Source organism: Marinicella meishanensis (assembly GCF_019931145.1).
In the GTDB taxonomy this organism is placed as follows: domain Bacteria; phylum Pseudomonadota; class Gammaproteobacteria; order Xanthomonadales; family Marinicellaceae; genus Marinicella; species Marinicella meishanensis.
Window position 1 is genome coordinate 501242 of sequence record NZ_JAIOUV010000003.1, and the last position, 14100, is coordinate 515341.

At 52.8% G+C, this 14100-nt stretch carries 13 protein-coding genes; 6 read left to right on the top strand and 7 right to left on the bottom strand.

The window, feature by feature from the left end:
- Positions 1–5: 5 nt before the first annotated feature.
- On the bottom strand, positions 6–1301 hold the full coding sequence (locus K7G70_RS07110; protein ID WP_223787918.1) for an acetyl-CoA C-acyltransferase: 1296 nt from the start codon (positions 1299–1301) through the stop codon (positions 6–8).
- Positions 1302–1490: 189 nt separating this feature from the next.
- Between K7G70_RS07110 and K7G70_RS07115 the strand changes: the two genes are divergently transcribed.
- Positions 1491–1766: a hypothetical protein gene (locus K7G70_RS07115; protein WP_223787919.1), complete on the top strand. Its 276-nt coding sequence runs from the start codon at positions 1491–1493 to the stop codon at positions 1764–1766.
- Positions 1767–1876: 110 nt separating this feature from the next.
- Here K7G70_RS07115 and K7G70_RS07120 read toward each other — a convergent pair whose 3' ends face one another.
- Positions 1877–3151, bottom strand: coding sequence for a S1 family peptidase (locus K7G70_RS07120; protein WP_223787920.1), 1275 nt, complete (start codon positions 3149–3151; stop codon positions 1877–1879).
- A gap of 529 nt (positions 3152–3680) precedes the next feature.
- Between K7G70_RS07120 and K7G70_RS07125 the strand changes: the two genes are divergently transcribed.
- The 5 genes from K7G70_RS07125 (at position 3681) to dgt (ending at position 9202) form a co-directional block, all read left to right on the top strand.
- On the top strand, positions 3681–4322 hold the full coding sequence (locus tag K7G70_RS07125) for a urate hydroxylase PuuD (protein ID WP_223787921.1): 642 nt from the start codon (positions 3681–3683) through the stop codon (positions 4320–4322).
- Positions 4323–4705: 383 nt separating this feature from the next.
- Positions 4706–6793: an elongation factor G gene (gene fusA, locus K7G70_RS07130; RefSeq protein ID WP_255589910.1), complete on the top strand. Its 2088-nt coding sequence runs from the start codon at positions 4706–4708 to the stop codon at positions 6791–6793.
- A 142-nt stretch (positions 6794–6935) separates the two neighbouring features.
- Entirely contained in the window at positions 6936–7367 is a 432-nt protein-coding gene (locus K7G70_RS07135; RefSeq protein WP_223787922.1) for an HD domain-containing protein, read from the top strand.
- Between the two features lie 11 nt (positions 7368–7378).
- On the top strand, positions 7379–7711 hold the full coding sequence (locus K7G70_RS07140; protein WP_223787923.1) for a TfoX/Sxy family DNA transformation protein: 333 nt from the start codon (positions 7379–7381) through the stop codon (positions 7709–7711).
- 9 nt (positions 7712–7720) lie between these two features.
- On the top strand, positions 7721–9202 hold the full coding sequence (gene dgt, locus K7G70_RS07145) for a dGTPase (RefSeq protein ID WP_223787924.1): 1482 nt from the start codon (positions 7721–7723) through the stop codon (positions 9200–9202).
- A gap of 67 nt (positions 9203–9269) precedes the next feature.
- Here the strand turns inward: dgt and K7G70_RS07150 are convergent, their stop codons facing one another.
- The 5 genes from K7G70_RS07150 to K7G70_RS07170 form a co-directional block, all read right to left on the bottom strand.
- Positions 9270–11438, bottom strand: a complete 2169-nt coding sequence (locus K7G70_RS07150; protein ID WP_223787925.1) for an endonuclease I family protein — start codon at positions 11436–11438, stop codon at positions 9270–9272.
- A 153-nt stretch (positions 11439–11591) separates the two neighbouring features.
- Positions 11592–12257, bottom strand: a complete 666-nt coding sequence (locus K7G70_RS07155) for an HvfX family Cu-binding RiPP maturation protein (protein ID WP_223787926.1) — start codon at positions 12255–12257, stop codon at positions 11592–11594.
- 30 nt (positions 12258–12287) lie between these two features.
- Positions 12288–13043 carry an HvfC family RiPP maturation protein gene (locus K7G70_RS07160; RefSeq protein ID WP_223787927.1) on the bottom strand — a complete coding sequence of 252 codons (756 nt, stop codon included), beginning with the start codon at positions 13041–13043 and terminating at the stop codon, positions 12288–12290.
- Positions 13021–13875: an HvfB family MNIO-type RiPP peptide maturase gene (locus tag K7G70_RS07165; RefSeq protein ID WP_223787928.1), complete on the bottom strand. Its 855-nt coding sequence runs from the start codon at positions 13873–13875 to the stop codon at positions 13021–13023. The genes K7G70_RS07160 and K7G70_RS07165 overlap by 23 nt, the downstream gene beginning before the upstream one ends.
- A 13-nt stretch (positions 13876–13888) precedes the next feature.
- The coding region (locus tag K7G70_RS07170) for an HvfA family oxazolone/thioamide-modified RiPP metallophore (protein ID WP_431310018.1) at positions 13889–14100 on the bottom strand (212 nt) is incomplete at its 5' end.

Here is a 14100-nt window from a genome sequence, read left to right on the forward strand (position 1 = left end):
GGTGATTATCCTATTCGTTTCAGTAAGATGGAAGAACCCAATCCGCCTGCGGCACAGGCGCTGATCAGGGCATAGGTGCCTTTGCTTTCAATCAAGCGGCGGGTGGCTGAAGTCAGCAAACGGGAACCGGTGGCGCCAAATGGATGACCCAAAGACAAAGAACCGCCCTGGGTGTTGACCTTGTCCATGGGGATTTCGCCGAAGGCGCCTTTCAGGCCCAAACTGTTTTGACAAAAGTCCGCATCTTGCAAGGCCGCCAGGTTGGCCAGCACCTGTCCAGCAAAGGCTTCATGGATCTCATAGACATCGATGTCATCGATCGACAAACCGGCTTCGTTGAGCATTTTGGGCATGGTGTAAGCTGGGCCCAACAACAATTCGCCGTGTGGGTTCTGGCCTGAATACACATAGCCTTCGATCACCACTTGGGGTTTGAGCTTGCGCTTTTTGGCTTCATTCAGATCCATCAACAAGCTGACCGCCGCCCCATCGGTGATTGGCGAGGCGTTGCCGGCGGTGATGGTGCCGTGCGGTCGCACAAAGGCCGGCTTCAATTGGCTCAGTTTTTCCATCGATGAATTGGCGTAAAAGGTGTCGTCTTGGGTCACCACGTCAAACTTCGGTGGGATGGACAATGGGCACACTTCATCGGCGAAGGCGCCGGCTTCCCAGGCCGCCGCCGCGTTGTTGTGAGAACGCAGTGCGAATTCATCTTGTTGTTCGCGGGTCACCCCAAATTTGGCCGCCAATTGGTCGGCATCGGCACCCATGGTCAAGCCGGTGGAAAACTCAGCAATGGCAGGGGCTTCTGGGGCCAATGAATTGAATTTGAAATCCTTGAACACCTGCCACATGCCCTTCATGCCTTTGGCTTTTTGGGCTTGCAGCAAGGTTTTCTTGAGTTTGTGGGTGATGCGCACCGGCGCATCGGATGAAGACTCCACGCCACCCGCGATGGCCACTTTGACCGCGCCCAATTGAATCGCATTGGCGGTGTTGGTGATCGCCAGGTTGGCGGAAATACACGCCATGGTCACGGAGTTGGCTGGGGTGTTGAGGTTCAAGCCGGCACCGATCATCGCTTCTCTGGCGATGTTGGAGGTCGAGGCATTTTGAATCACGCTGCCCAGGGTCACCAAATCGCAGTCATCTTGCAAATAAGGGTGGCGGTGTTTGAGGTTGTTGATGGCTTCGCGGGCCAAATCGTAGGCTTTCAGGTCCTGCGCTTTGCCGGTGGGTGCTTTCATGAAAGGCGTTCTCAGCCCATCAATCACGGCCACTTTGGAGTCTTTGAATAACATAAGTTGTCTAGATAAAAGAGGAAGCAATTATTTTCACCATACGCATGCGTATTGTCAAGTGAAAGTCTCGTTATCAAGGGATCTATAGGCAATCTGAATGAATTCAATGGCTGCTTTCAGTTTGGACATGATCGAAGGGTTTCTTTGGGATCGCAAGGATGCTGAATCGGGTTTTCCCTGGGGTTATTTATGGTCAGACAATTGGGGCAAATAAATAGTTGCTTGGCGGTGATAAAAACACTTGTTTTTTGGCAAAACTGCGATATATTCATTGATGAAAACCTGCCGAATGTGACCGCTTCACAGGAACAACAATCAATCACGTGGGCTGGTAATTCCACAGGTTTTCATTGTATCAACACGTCTTTAGGAGGCAAACATGTCGAAAAGTCACGATGCAAAAAAACAGGTGAAAAAACAACCTGTCAAATCATTGAAAGAAAAACGATTGGAAAAACGGATTAAACGCGGCAGCTGATCAGTCAGCCCGGTTTGAACCACTCAAACAACCCAAAAGGCCTGCATCAGTGCAGGCCTTTTTTTTGGGCAATCTTGAGGCCCAAGTGCGGTGAAAATCACTGCGTCAGAATGGTCACATTCAATTCACTCTGTGCCCGTTGCACTGGGGTGAACAATGAGGTGCTGCCATTGGATCCGCTGTGTACACCCCACGCTTCATTGGCCCAGGACCAAGGGCCGCCACTGTCGCCGCCGATGGAGTCATCGCCGGTGACCCGCACCAAGTTGTTCACCGTCACCCCGTCGGTGAAGGTGGCGGTGACGTTGTTGGCGATGACGTCGTGGTTGCAGGAGCGCACGTTGTCCGAGCGACCGTATTCACACACCGACTGACCGGGGAACATCAGAAACGTCCATTTGATGCTGTTGACTTCTCGATCCTCATCCTCCCGGGCAAAATATTCAGCCACTTCGGTGTGGCTGGTGGTGTGGTATTCCACGTCACCATTGCCACGCTCTTGAGAGCGGAAGGTCATGCTTGGATCGGAAGTGGTGTAGTGGTGGTCGATGCCATTCAAACCAGTGCAATGGGCGGCGGTGATGATGCCGTTGCCATTGGGTCCAGACACAGCCCAGCCGGTGGTGCATTCTTGAACCCCATCATCGGTGGCCCATTCACCACCACGGGCGATGTCGAAGTCATAGATCTCGCCGGCGCCGATCACCACTTCGTAATCGAGGTCGCTGATCCGCAGGCCATGGGCCGCGCTTTGATCGTCTTGGTCCAATTGCTTGGGTGCTGTAGACAGCAAAAGTTCCAAGTCATCCAGCGTCAGGGCTTTGGCGCGATCGGCGGTTTTCATTTCCAGTTTGATCAAGCCGGTTTGGTGATCAAAATAGGTCATGAAGTTGCTTTGGCCTTGGGCGCGCAGCAGGCGCGACAATTGCACCGCGCGTTCATCTTGTTCTTGAAAGCTGAACTCAGCGCCATCTGATACATGCACATGTTTGGGCGCGCGGATGGCCGGGGCCCGACCCACAAACTGAATGTGGGCGGCTTGTTTGGGGGCTGGTGACACCCACATGCGGGCCACTTGGTTGGGGTGTCTTTCAATGGTTTGTTCAAGCCAGGTGCTGAACGACTTCTGGAAGGCCAGGGCCTCGCTGATGGCTTCAACTTTGACCCCGCGTTCAGCCGCCAGCAGGGTGGTGTCAGCGGCCAAGGCCGCCGCCGCTTGCAAGGCAGGGCGGGCCTGCTCATGGGCATGGTCTTCGCCGGCCCAAGCCGCAAAAGACAGCAGCGGCAAGCTGATCAGCAAACTGCGGCGGGTGCCCAAGACCAGTTGTTGGCCCCAGCTTTTCAGTGTTGAATTGGTATTTAAGTGTTTCATGGTTTTTCTCCCTTTCTGTAAAATAAAACAGTAAAAATGTACTGTGAGGAACATTGTATACAGGGCCTGGGTGCCACTGAATGGGCAGATTCTGACGCCCATGTATGAAAACAACGGGGTGATCATCGAGAATTTCTGATCGCAGGATCAACAGGATGGGTGTGCTGGTGTGGGTGGTAATCGCCGCAACGATCGATTGACGGGCCAAAACACCATCCTCTACAATGAATTGGGGCCTGTTAACACCAACTGAAAGGCAACTGCTGGATCGCATTTTTCAGCCATCAAGGCATCAGTCGTGATGTGTGGTCACTCCACATGAACGAGTGCATAACGCTGAGGGGTGGAAAATACGACCCAGCCCCATGGCTTCAGACTGCAAAGGCCACACCCTGCGTAGCTCATCGCTCGATTGGAACGACCAATCCACGCGATTCGCGCCTTGATTGTGACCTTTGCTGCCTGAACAGTGGTCATTCAGTTGGTGTTAACAGGCACTAATCCATCAACGATTAAATGAGGAGGATCTATGGATAACGTTTGGGTAGACATTTTGGCCCGTTGGTTTCACGGCTTGTTTGGCATCACCTGGATTGGGTTGCTGTATTACTTTAATTTTGTGCAGGGTGAGTATTTCAAGGAGGCTTCACAAGATGCCTTGCCCGATGTCAAAGCCAAACTGGCCCCCCGGGCCTTGTGGTGGTTCCGTTGGGGGGCGATGATGACCTTCCTCACCGGGGTGTTGTTGCTCGGTGTGCTGGGTGCCACCCTCAATGGCTGGATCACTTTGGGCGCCTTGCTGGGCACCTTCATGATGCTCAATGTCTGGTTGGTCATCTGGCCCAACCAGAAAGTGGTGTTGGGTATGCAGTCGGGAGATGTGCCCCGTGCTGCGGCCAAAGCGGCTTTGGCTTCTCGCACCAACACCTTGTTCTCAGCCCCGATGTTGTTCTGTATGTTTGCTTCCAAGCACGGTGCAGCGGTGGCCGCCGGCATGGCCCCGATCAGTACAGGTATCGGCACCGGCTTGATGGCGGCCCTGGGTTTGGCGGTGCTGCTGGAACTGAATGCCTTGTTCGGCAAAATGGGCCCCATGGCCAGTGTGGTCGGCGTGATTCATTTGTCGCTGGCGTTGACTGCCGTGATGGTGGGACTGGTCGCTTACCTCTGATCTTTACCAATAAACCAGAGCTGATCCAGCCTGTGAATGAACCTCGGTTCAGGCAGGCTGGATTGTCTTGAAAAGCCCCTGTGCGACCCCATATCTGGCTCACCCCACATCTAGCGGCCAGGCTGCTGGCTCTGTTGGGTCCGAAAGCAGGGCCAGAAATTCAAGGATTAACGCAGAATTTCCTTAACCTGAGCGCACTTTTATAGTATGATGCGCGCACTTTATGGTTTCATGAAGTTATCGAGAGACTTTTGTCTAAAGAGTTGAAAAGATTTGAAGGTGTTTTTTGAATTTTTTCAGCAACTTAGCCAAAGGTCTCTTTAACGTATTACAGACCAGTTTTTTAACTTTATCCCCAGTGATAAAACAGCCAGAAGATCATCATGACAGATTTATCAAAATACAGAAATATTGGCATCTTTGCTCACGTGGACGCGGGTAAAACCACCACCACTGAGCGGATTCTTAAGTTAACCGGTAAAATCCACAAGTTGGGTGAGGTTCACGACGGTGAATCCACCATGGACTTCATGGATCAAGAAGCCGAGCGTGGCATCACCATTCAATCGGCTGCCACCACATGTTTCTGGAAAGACCACCGTTTCAACATCATCGACACCCCAGGCCACGTTGACTTCACCGTTGAAGTTTATCGTTCCCTGAAAGTGTTGGATGGTGGTGTGGGTGTGTTCTGTGGTTCAGGTGGTGTGGAGCCACAATCTGAAACCAACTGGCGCTATGCCAATGAGTCTGAAGTGGCCCGTTTGATTTTCGTCAACAAGCTGGACCGCTTGGGTGCAGATTTTTACCGAGTCGTGAAGCAAGTCGAGGACGTGCTGGGCGCCAGCCCATTGGTCATGACTCTGCCCATCGGTATCGAAGATGATTTTGTTGGTGTGGTTGACGTGTTGACCAAGAAAGCCTGGATCTGGGACGAAAGTGGCCAACCAGAAAACTACGAAATCACTGATGTGCCAGCCGACATGGTAGAAAAAGTGGAAAAATACCACGAACAATTGATCGAGACCGCTGTTGAGCAAGACGATGACTTGATGATGGCTTACATGGAAGGTGAAGAAGTTTCCATGGAAGACATCAAGAAGTGCATCCGCAAAGGCACCCGTGACCTGGCTTTCTTCCCCACATACTGTGGCTCGGCCTTCAAAAACAAAGGCATGCAACTGATCCTGGATGCGGTGGTGGATTACCTGCCCAGCCCTGTGGAAGTGGATCCACAAGACTTGACCGATGAAGAGACTGGAGAGCCCACCGGTGAAGTGGCCACCGTTTCTGTCGATGAGCCGTTCCGTGCTTTGGCCTTCAAAATCATGGACGACCGTTTCGGTGCCTTGACTTTTATCCGCATTTATTCCGGTAAAATCGCCAAAGGTGACACGGTATTGAATTCAGCCACCGGAAAGACCGAACGCATCGGCCGTATGGTGGAAATGCACGCCGATGACCGCAACGAGTTGGATTCTGCCCAAGCCGGTGACATTCTGGCTGTAGTCGGTATGAAAAACGTACAAACCGGTCATACCTTGTGTGATCCCAAGCACCCTTGTACTTTGGAACCCATGATCTTCCCGGATCCCGTGATTTCGATTGCGGTGGCCCCGAAAGACAAAGGCGGTTCTGAAAAACTGGGTAATGCCTTGGGCAAAATGGTGGCCGAAGACCCTTCATTCCAGGTTGAGACCGATGAGGATTCAGGTGAAACCATTTTGAAAGGCATGGGTGAGCTGCATTTGGACATCAAAGTGGACATTTTGCTGCGTACTTTTGGTGTTGAATTGATCGTGGGTGCGCCTCAAGTGGCCTACCGCGAGTCCATCACCGCGCCGGTTACCGATTCTTACACCCACAAGAAACAATCGGGTGGTTCGGGTCAATTTGGTAAGATTGATTACACCATTGAGCCAGGCGAAGTTGGTTCAGGTTACGAGTTTGAATCCACCGTGACCGGTGGTAACGTGCCCAAAGAGTATTGGTCAGCGATTGAAAAAGGGTTCCAATCCATGATGGAAGAAGGTCCTTTGGCTGGTTACCCCTTGCAAGACCTGAAATTCACCTTGCAAGACGGTCAATACCACGCGGTGGACTCTTCGACCATGGCGTTTGAAGCGGCGGCCAAAGGCGCTTACCGTCAATCGGTGAAGAAATGTTCGCCACAAATCATGGAGCCCATCATGAAAGTTGACGTGTTCACGCCAGACGATCACGTGGGTGATGTGATTGGTGACTTGAACCGCCGTCGTGGCATGATCAAGTCGCAAGACCCAACCGCCACTGCTGTGCGCATCAAAGCCGATGTACCGCTGTCTGAAATGTTTGGTTACATTGGTTCATTGCGCACCATGACTTCAGGCCGTGGTCAGTTCTCCATGGAGTTCTCGCACTACAACGCTTGTCCGGCCAACATCTCTGAAGAAGTGATTGCCGCGGCCAAAGCCAGAAAAGAAGCCAAGTAAGCAACTTTTCAAACTCAATCAAGGGCTGCTCAGCTGACATGCTGGGCGGCCCTTTTTTGTGTTCTGGGCCTAAAACGGATAAAATCAAATGGAACCATCGGTGGTTGTTTCATGACCACTGACTTATCCCCAAGGAAACACCATGAGTACCATTGAAAAAGCCGTTGAAATTGCGGCCAAATCCCATGCCGGCGATGTGGATAAAGCCGGACACCCCTATTTATTCCATCCTTTGCGGCTGATGTTTGCCGTGGATTCGCCGTTAGCAAAGATGGCAGCAGTGCTGCATGATGTGGTCGAAGACACAGCGGTCACTTTGGAAGATCTGCAAGCCGAAGGGTTTGATCAGCAAGTCATTGCGGCCATAGATGCCTTAACCAAACGCCCGGGTGAAAGTCGCTTGGCAGCCGCCGCCAGGGCCGCAGCCAACCCCATTGCCCGTGTGGTTAAGTTGGCGGATGTGACCGATAACATGGACCTCAGTCGCATCGCAGACCCTCAAGACAAAGACTTTGAACGCCTCAAAGAATATGTCAAAGTGAAGCAGTTGTTACTGCAGGCTGCAGCAGAATGATGTGACTAGACATGACCAATCAAAGTGAAGGCAAACGGTTGGCCAAGCAATTGCGCAATGTGGGTCCGAAAATGGCCCAGCGCATGCTGGATGTGGGCATTGATACGCCGGATGCTTTGCGGGCCATGGGCGCCCAAGCTGCGTACCGCAAGATGTATCAGGATGGGGACGCCTATGGTGATTTCAATGCAGCCTATTTGTATGCGCTGGGGGACGCCATTCGGGATCGTGACTGGTTACAGATCCCGGCCTCAGTCAAAGCCGATCACTTGGCGTTGGCGCAGCGCCTGCAACAAGCCAAAAAGTCGGCAAACAACAAAAACAATCCCCATGCACTGGATTAAAATATCCCCATGACCCCGATCAATTTCAAGACCAAATTCAACGTTGCCCGACCCCACGACCGTCAATCGAAACCAATCGATGACCCCAAGCGCATCGAGTATGCGCTGGAGAGCGATCGGGGGCGCATCATCAATTCGGCCTCGGTGCGGCGTTTGCAGCAGAAAACCCAGGTGTTTCCCCTGGAGCGCAACGCCGCGGTGCGCTCGCGTTTGACCCATTCGTTGGAAGTGCAGCAAAACGGTCGTTACATCGTCAAAACCCTGTTCAAGAAGTTGGGCGGACGGGCGCCAGAACTGGGCTTGGGTGGGCTGCAGTCGGCGGTGGAATCTTTGGTGGAAATGGCGTGCTTGATGCACGACATCGGCAACCCACCGTTTGGGCATTTTGGTGAAGTGGCCATGGCCGATTGGTTCGCCAGCCATTTGGCTGAGAATGCGGTGTTCACAGCGGCTGAGAATCGGGCTTTGGCGGCACAGATGCGCGCTGATTTGGCCCATTTTGAGGGCAATGCACAAGCCATTCGTTTGACCTTTTCCTTGCAACAGATGAACCTGACCTATGCCCAATCGGCCAGTATTTTGAAATACACCCGCGCGGCTTACACCAGCAAGCCCGGTGCGGATGAGCCCTTGAGTTATTTACAAAAAAAGCCGGGTTATTATTTATCGGAAGAGGCCTTTGTCAAAGACATGCAACAGGCGTTGGACTTGCAAGCCGGTTGTCGCCATCCTTTTACTTATGTGATGGAAGCGGCCGATGACATCGCCTATTGTTTGGCTGATCTGGAAGACGCGGTGGAAAAGGGTATTTTGAATTTGGCAGAACTGACCCGCTTGTTGTCCGAGACATTCAAAGAGTTGGGCGGGGATTTGGCGGCCCGCAACATTTTGTCCTTCACTGGTGGCCGCAATGCCATGGCTGACATCCTGGCGCTGGCAGAGCAGGCCAGTCAGGCCAACACCATCAACCACAACCACGCCTATTTCGTGAAGCTCAGGGTCAACTTGATTCATCATTTGATTGATCACGCCAGCGAGCGCTTCATAGAACATTTGTCAGACATTTACCATGGGCGCTTCAACCAAGCCTTGATGGAAGATGGCAGTGTGGCGCACCAAATCACCCAAACATTCAAACAAGTGGGCTTGCGTCATGTGTTCAACCACCAGGAAGTGCAAGACCTGGAATTGCAAGGTCACCGCATCATCACCGGTTTGCTCGACATCTATCAACGCCTGCTGCAATTACCCAAAGCGCAAATGCAACAACTGGTGGGTGGTCAGATCAAAGGCCTGTCCTACGAGGCTTTGTTGTTGAACCGCATCGACAACAAGATCATCAAAGCCTACCACCAAAGCAGCGAAGCGCATGCCGATGAACCGGCCTTGTGGGAAATGTACCACCGCTGTCGCATGATTCAGGACCACGTCAGTGCCATGACCGACCACAGTGCCTTTGATGAATACAAGCTCTTAACAGTGGCTGACTGAGCGATTATTTGCCCATAAAAAAGGCCGGTCAAAGAACCGGCCTTTTTGCGTTGCTGATTATCTGGCTTTATTCAAAGTCATCAGCAAAGATCAAGTCATTGTCCACCACTGGGCAGGTGCCGCCATCGACAAAGATGCACTCAACCCATTCGGGGTGATCGATGAAGGGGTTGCGGTTTTTCTGGATGTTGAAAATGATGTTGTTGCGGTTCCGTTCGATGTCATCAACCGGATCGCTTTCGTGCCATGCCAACAACACCTCCAGAATGCCCATGTAGGGGTTGCCAGATTGGATCAAGCCCACATCGGCCCGTTCCACCAATTGCAAGTCCACCTCACCGGCGGTGTCTCCGGCATAGCGCACATCCATGTAGAACATGGCGCGGGCGATGTCGCCTTTGCGAAAGTTCCACACTTCAAATGAATTGGCATCGAACCAATTGGAGTTGCCTGGGTAGGTGCCTGAACCACCACCAATGGTGCCGCCACCTGGGTTGGGGTTGTTATGCACATCAGTGGTTCGTTCGTTACAGCCGGCGTTGCAGTCGTCAAAATACAGGTTACCGCGATCGGAGTTGTAACCCACATCAGACATCATCAGGTGGTGGGCGTCGGTGCGCGCCGCGTTGTTGCTGCCCAGGGTGCCAGAACTGAAGCCGTAGGACTGTGGCCAAGTGTGCTCGCGGTTATAGGCCTGTTGACCGCCGCCCATGAATGGGTAGTTGTTGTTTTTGTAAACCATCCACACTTGGCCGGGCTGCTGCGGGTCTTCATCGGCCAAGGACAAAATGCTCCAAGTGTCTTCAGAAACACCAGGTTCGCCGCAGGTGCCGGCGTCCGGCCCGGAGTAATTGAACACACAGTGGTCATCGATGATTTCATGCAAGGAATCACGCAAGGTTTGGGCATTGGTCGGATCGGCGGTGTCATAGTAACCATCGAAGGTCACGCAATCGGCATTCTCCGCCCCCGGTGATGGGGTGAAGGCTTTGAATGAACTGGTGTTCAAAAAGCCACCCGAGCCGTTGGTACAGCGGATCAAGGACTCATTCAGTGCATCGCCATTGGCGTCCTCGTTCACTTGGGGTTGGCCAGGGTTCAACAAAGCCAACAATTCGGCGTCATCGGCTTGGCCCGAATCATAAACAATGGCGTCCATGAGGTCGGTGGTGGTGATCGGATCACCGACCATGAAGTTGCTGGCCGCGGCGTTGTACAAAGCCACCGCATCGGCGCCGTCCTCCAGGGTTTGGTTGATGACCAAATAACCATTGGCGTCGGTGCTCATGCCATCAAGACTGATCACCGCGGTGGACACGTCGGTCACGCCGTCATACAACACCAGGGTGTAGTCATCGGTGCCGGTGTTGGGATCGCCCAGCAGTTCAATGAAGTCGGCACCACTGGACACGGCATCGATTTCGTTGATCAAGAAATAATCGATCGGCACAAACACGTCACCGGCTGGGTCTGCCAGCCCTTCGGAGAATGTGGTGCCGGTGTTTTCTGAAGTTTCATCATCGCCAGCGATGCCATTGCCGCCAGCCTGGGTTTCGGTGCCCTCGCTGTCGTCAATGCGAATCCAGGCATTACCGTCGGCATGGGCGCCGGTGTCGACCACATCCTGGGAAGCAATGGGGGTGTCGTTGGCGTAGGTGCTGACACCACTGGTGACACCAGTTTTGTCGATGGCTTCCACTTTGTCGCCCCACAACACGTAGTCCAGGTCATCAACCAGGTCGCTCACCCCATCCCAATGCAGCAAAACCACCACTTCGCCACCATCTGACAAGCCACCTTGGCCATTGATCGAGCCCGGTGTGGCTTCCAACATGTCGGGCACGGCATCAGCCACCGGGCCGTCTTCAAACAACTCATAGGTGGGCACCAGGCCGTATTCGGCAAAAAAGTCATCCGAGCCATTCAAGCCGATGGATTGCTTTTCACCCGGGGCGATGCTGGCACCGGCAGGAAAGCGGGCATAGAAGTCGGCAAAACCGCCACCGCCACCGGCGCCGTCAACCAATTGGTAGTAATACACGCTGCCATTGGCAAAGGTGGCATCGGTCAGGTACACATCGGTCAGGTCCAAGGTGGTCCCACCGGTGTTGTGAATTTCAATGAATTCTGCGGTTGCAGGTCGTACCGATAATTGCGACACCAACAGGTCTTCCAAGTCGGCTTGGGCCGATCCAACGGTGCCAACCAACAGCACCAAACTCAGTAATTTTTTCATCGTTCCTCTTCATCTTTTTCAGTCGAACGCCGCATTGTACCTGGATTTGATGACTTTTGTGTGACCGATTTAACAGCCCGGGCAAAGTTGTCAGCAGAAGCATAAAAAAAAGCCGCCCAGAGGCGGCCTTTTTGGGTGTTTTCGGGCTAAGGGTTAATCAGTCGGGGTGATGAAACGATCGGCAATCATCAGCACCACACCCAGCACCATCAAACCGATGCCCAAATAATCCGACACGAAGAACAAGGGCAAGCCCAGCACCACCAGGCCGAGGCCTTTGGAGACAAAGTCTGCGGTGATGGGGTGGCCGGTGTCACCGCCGGTTAAGCGGGTCAGCAAGTGATCCAGGCTGAATTTGCCGCCGCCGGAAAAAATCAGCGGCAACAACAAGATGATGAACAACAAGGGCAGTTTGTAGTTACCAGCGCCTTGGTTGGAAATGGCATAGCCTTCCCACAGCTGGCTCAGCGAGTCATAACTGGCAGGCCAGTGCACAGCAGCGGTGGCCACCGCAGTGATCACCAGCAACGAAACGGCGGCAAAGCGGGTGAACAAACCCAACAACAACAGGATGGCGAACAGGTATTCACCCCAGGCGGCCATGAACCACGAAACATCTGCGGGGATGTGGTTGAAAGGGAAGGGGAAGTTGCTTTGGATGCCAGCAAACCAATTTTCACCATTGATTTTTTGTGTACCGGCTTCATAAAATTCCCAAAATAAGATCAATCGAATCAAAAAGGGTGGCACCCATTGGCCGACTGAGTTCAAGCGGCTGGTGAGGCTGACCCACAAATTTTGCGCAGCGTGTAATGACATGGCGTTCTCCTGTGTTGTTTTTGAATGGGGTTATTGGGTGTCTATGATGACATCTTGTTCAAGCCATTTGCCCATGGCCTGGTGCCCAAAAGCCACGAATTGTTCGGGATCTGGGTGTTGGTGGGTTTGTGCCAGTTGGGTCAATAATTCACGACCCGTCAGTTCCTGGTTGTTGATCATCGTTTCCAGCAACAAGGCCGAAAATGGGTTGAGGCTGGCAAACTGCACCCGGTAGTGGGTGTCGCGCCAGATCAACATGAATAAGGGCTGTTTCAGGGCTTGGGTGGGTTGATAATCCCGTTTGATTTGGTGCACCGGATATTGGTAACTTTGCACTTTGGCCAAAGGGGATACCACCGGTCGGCGATCCAGCAATGCCTCGGCTGTGCTGTGCGGATTTTTGCTGACTTCTTGACTGTGTTTTTCCAAATGCAGCTCCAGCCACTCATAGTGTGCCAACTCATACAAAAAGGGGCGTTGGGGGTCACTGTAGTGGGTTTTGAGGAAGTCGACAAATTCCCGGGGTATTTCTGGGAAATGGGGGGTTTTGTTGTGTTCAGTTTTGAAAAATTGCCGCACCAGTTGTTGCCACTGTGCATCGGCATACAAACTGTGCATCACCGGGAATGAACCGCTGAGCAAACCGCTGATGCTGTTGATGAACAAGTTGCGGTATATGTCCATGCGCCGATCTTCGATATCGGCCGGTATGGGGTGGTGTTCCGGATCCCTGATGTGGGCGGCAAAATCCACCTGGTCCTGCTTAAATGATGGCTTGTTGCTCATGGCTATCACGGTATTGCTGTTGCAAGGCATCGATGCGCGACACTTCGGCCAGCAGTTCTGCCACCGGCGGGTAGTTGAAGTCCCGTTCCAACAGGGTGGGGTAAACCCCATGGTGTTGGTAGGTGTGTTCAAGGATGCGCCACACGGGTTCTATCACGGCCGCGCCGTGGGTGTCGACAATCAGGTCTTCGGCTTCGTTGTAATGCCCCGCAATGTGGATGTAAGCGATGCGTTCGGTGGGCAGTTGATCGAGGAATTCATATGGGTTGTAGTGATGATTGACGCTGTTGACGTGGATGTTGTTGACATCCAGGTGCAGGTAACAATCGGCTTTGTTCAACACATGATTGATGAATTCGATTTCACTCAATTCTGAATTGGGTTGGCGCAGGTAATAAGAGACGTTTTCCAGGGCCATGCGTTCACCCAGGATGTCTTGCACTTGCAGCACCCGATCGGCCACATAATCAGCGGCTTCTTCGGTGAATGGAATGGGCATCAGGTCATACAGCTGTCCGCCATCGGTGCAGTACGACAGGTGTTCAGAGTAAATTGGCGAGTTGATTGACGCTTTGAACTTCTTCAGCGCTTTGACAAACGCGACGTTCAAATCATCCGGGCCGCCGATCGACAGCGACAAACCATGAAGAATCATCGGGTAACGTTCAGCAAACGCCATGAAATCATGGTGTGATTTGCCACCCACGGTCATCCAGTTTTCTGGAGCCACTTCCATGAATTGCACCGGGTTGAGGTCGCCATGAGACTGAAACGGGGACACCAGTCCCCGTCTCAAACCGATTCCGGCACCTGAAATGTTGAGTTTTTTCATTTCAGGTCATCCTTCATTGGCCGCCGCACTTTCCTTCGCCGCATTTACCTTCGGCTTTTTTGTCGTCCGACTTTTTGTCACCGCCGCATTTGCCTTCACCGCATTTGCCTTCGGCTTTTTTGTCGCCGCCGCACTTGCCTTCACCGCATTTGCCTTCGGCTTTTTTGTCGCCGCCGCACTTGCCTTCACCGCATTTGCCTTCGGCTTTTTTGTCGCCGCCGCACT

Excerpts from the sequence above, each read along its gene's own strand:
- K7G70_RS07155 (WP_223787926.1), bottom strand. The coding sequence starts at position 12,257 with ATGTCATTACACGCTGCGCAAAATTTGTGGGTCAGCCTCACCAGCCGC.
- fusA (WP_255589910.1), top strand. The coding sequence starts at position 4,706 with ATGACAGATTTATCAAAATACAGAAATATTGGCATCTTTGCTCACGTG.
- K7G70_RS07165 (WP_223787928.1), bottom strand. The coding sequence starts at position 13,875 with ATGAAAAAACTCAACATTTCAGGTGCCGGAATCGGTTTGAGACGGGGA.
- K7G70_RS07135 (WP_223787922.1), top strand. The coding sequence starts at position 6,936 with ATGAGTACCATTGAAAAAGCCGTTGAAATTGCGGCCAAATCCCATGCC.
- dgt (WP_223787924.1), top strand. The coding sequence starts at position 7,721 with ATGACCCCGATCAATTTCAAGACCAAATTCAACGTTGCCCGACCCCAC.
- K7G70_RS07125 (WP_223787921.1), top strand. The coding sequence starts at position 3,681 with ATGGATAACGTTTGGGTAGACATTTTGGCCCGTTGGTTTCACGGCTTG.
- K7G70_RS07150 (WP_223787925.1), bottom strand. The coding sequence starts at position 11,438 with ATGAAAAAATTACTGAGTTTGGTGCTGTTGGTTGGCACCGTTGGATCG.
- K7G70_RS07110 (WP_223787918.1), bottom strand. The coding sequence starts at position 1,301 with ATGTTATTCAAAGACTCCAAAGTGGCCGTGATTGATGGGCTGAGAACG.
- K7G70_RS07140 (WP_223787923.1), top strand. The coding sequence starts at position 7,379 with ATGACCAATCAAAGTGAAGGCAAACGGTTGGCCAAGCAATTGCGCAAT.
- K7G70_RS07115 (WP_223787919.1), top strand. The coding sequence starts at position 1,491 with ATGGTCAGACAATTGGGGCAAATAAATAGTTGCTTGGCGGTGATAAAA.
- K7G70_RS07160 (WP_223787927.1), bottom strand. The coding sequence starts at position 13,043 with ATGAGCAACAAGCCATCATTTAAGCAGGACCAGGTGGATTTTGCCGCC.
- K7G70_RS07120 (WP_223787920.1), bottom strand. The coding sequence starts at position 3,151 with ATGAAACACTTAAATACCAATTCAACACTGAAAAGCTGGGGCCAACAA.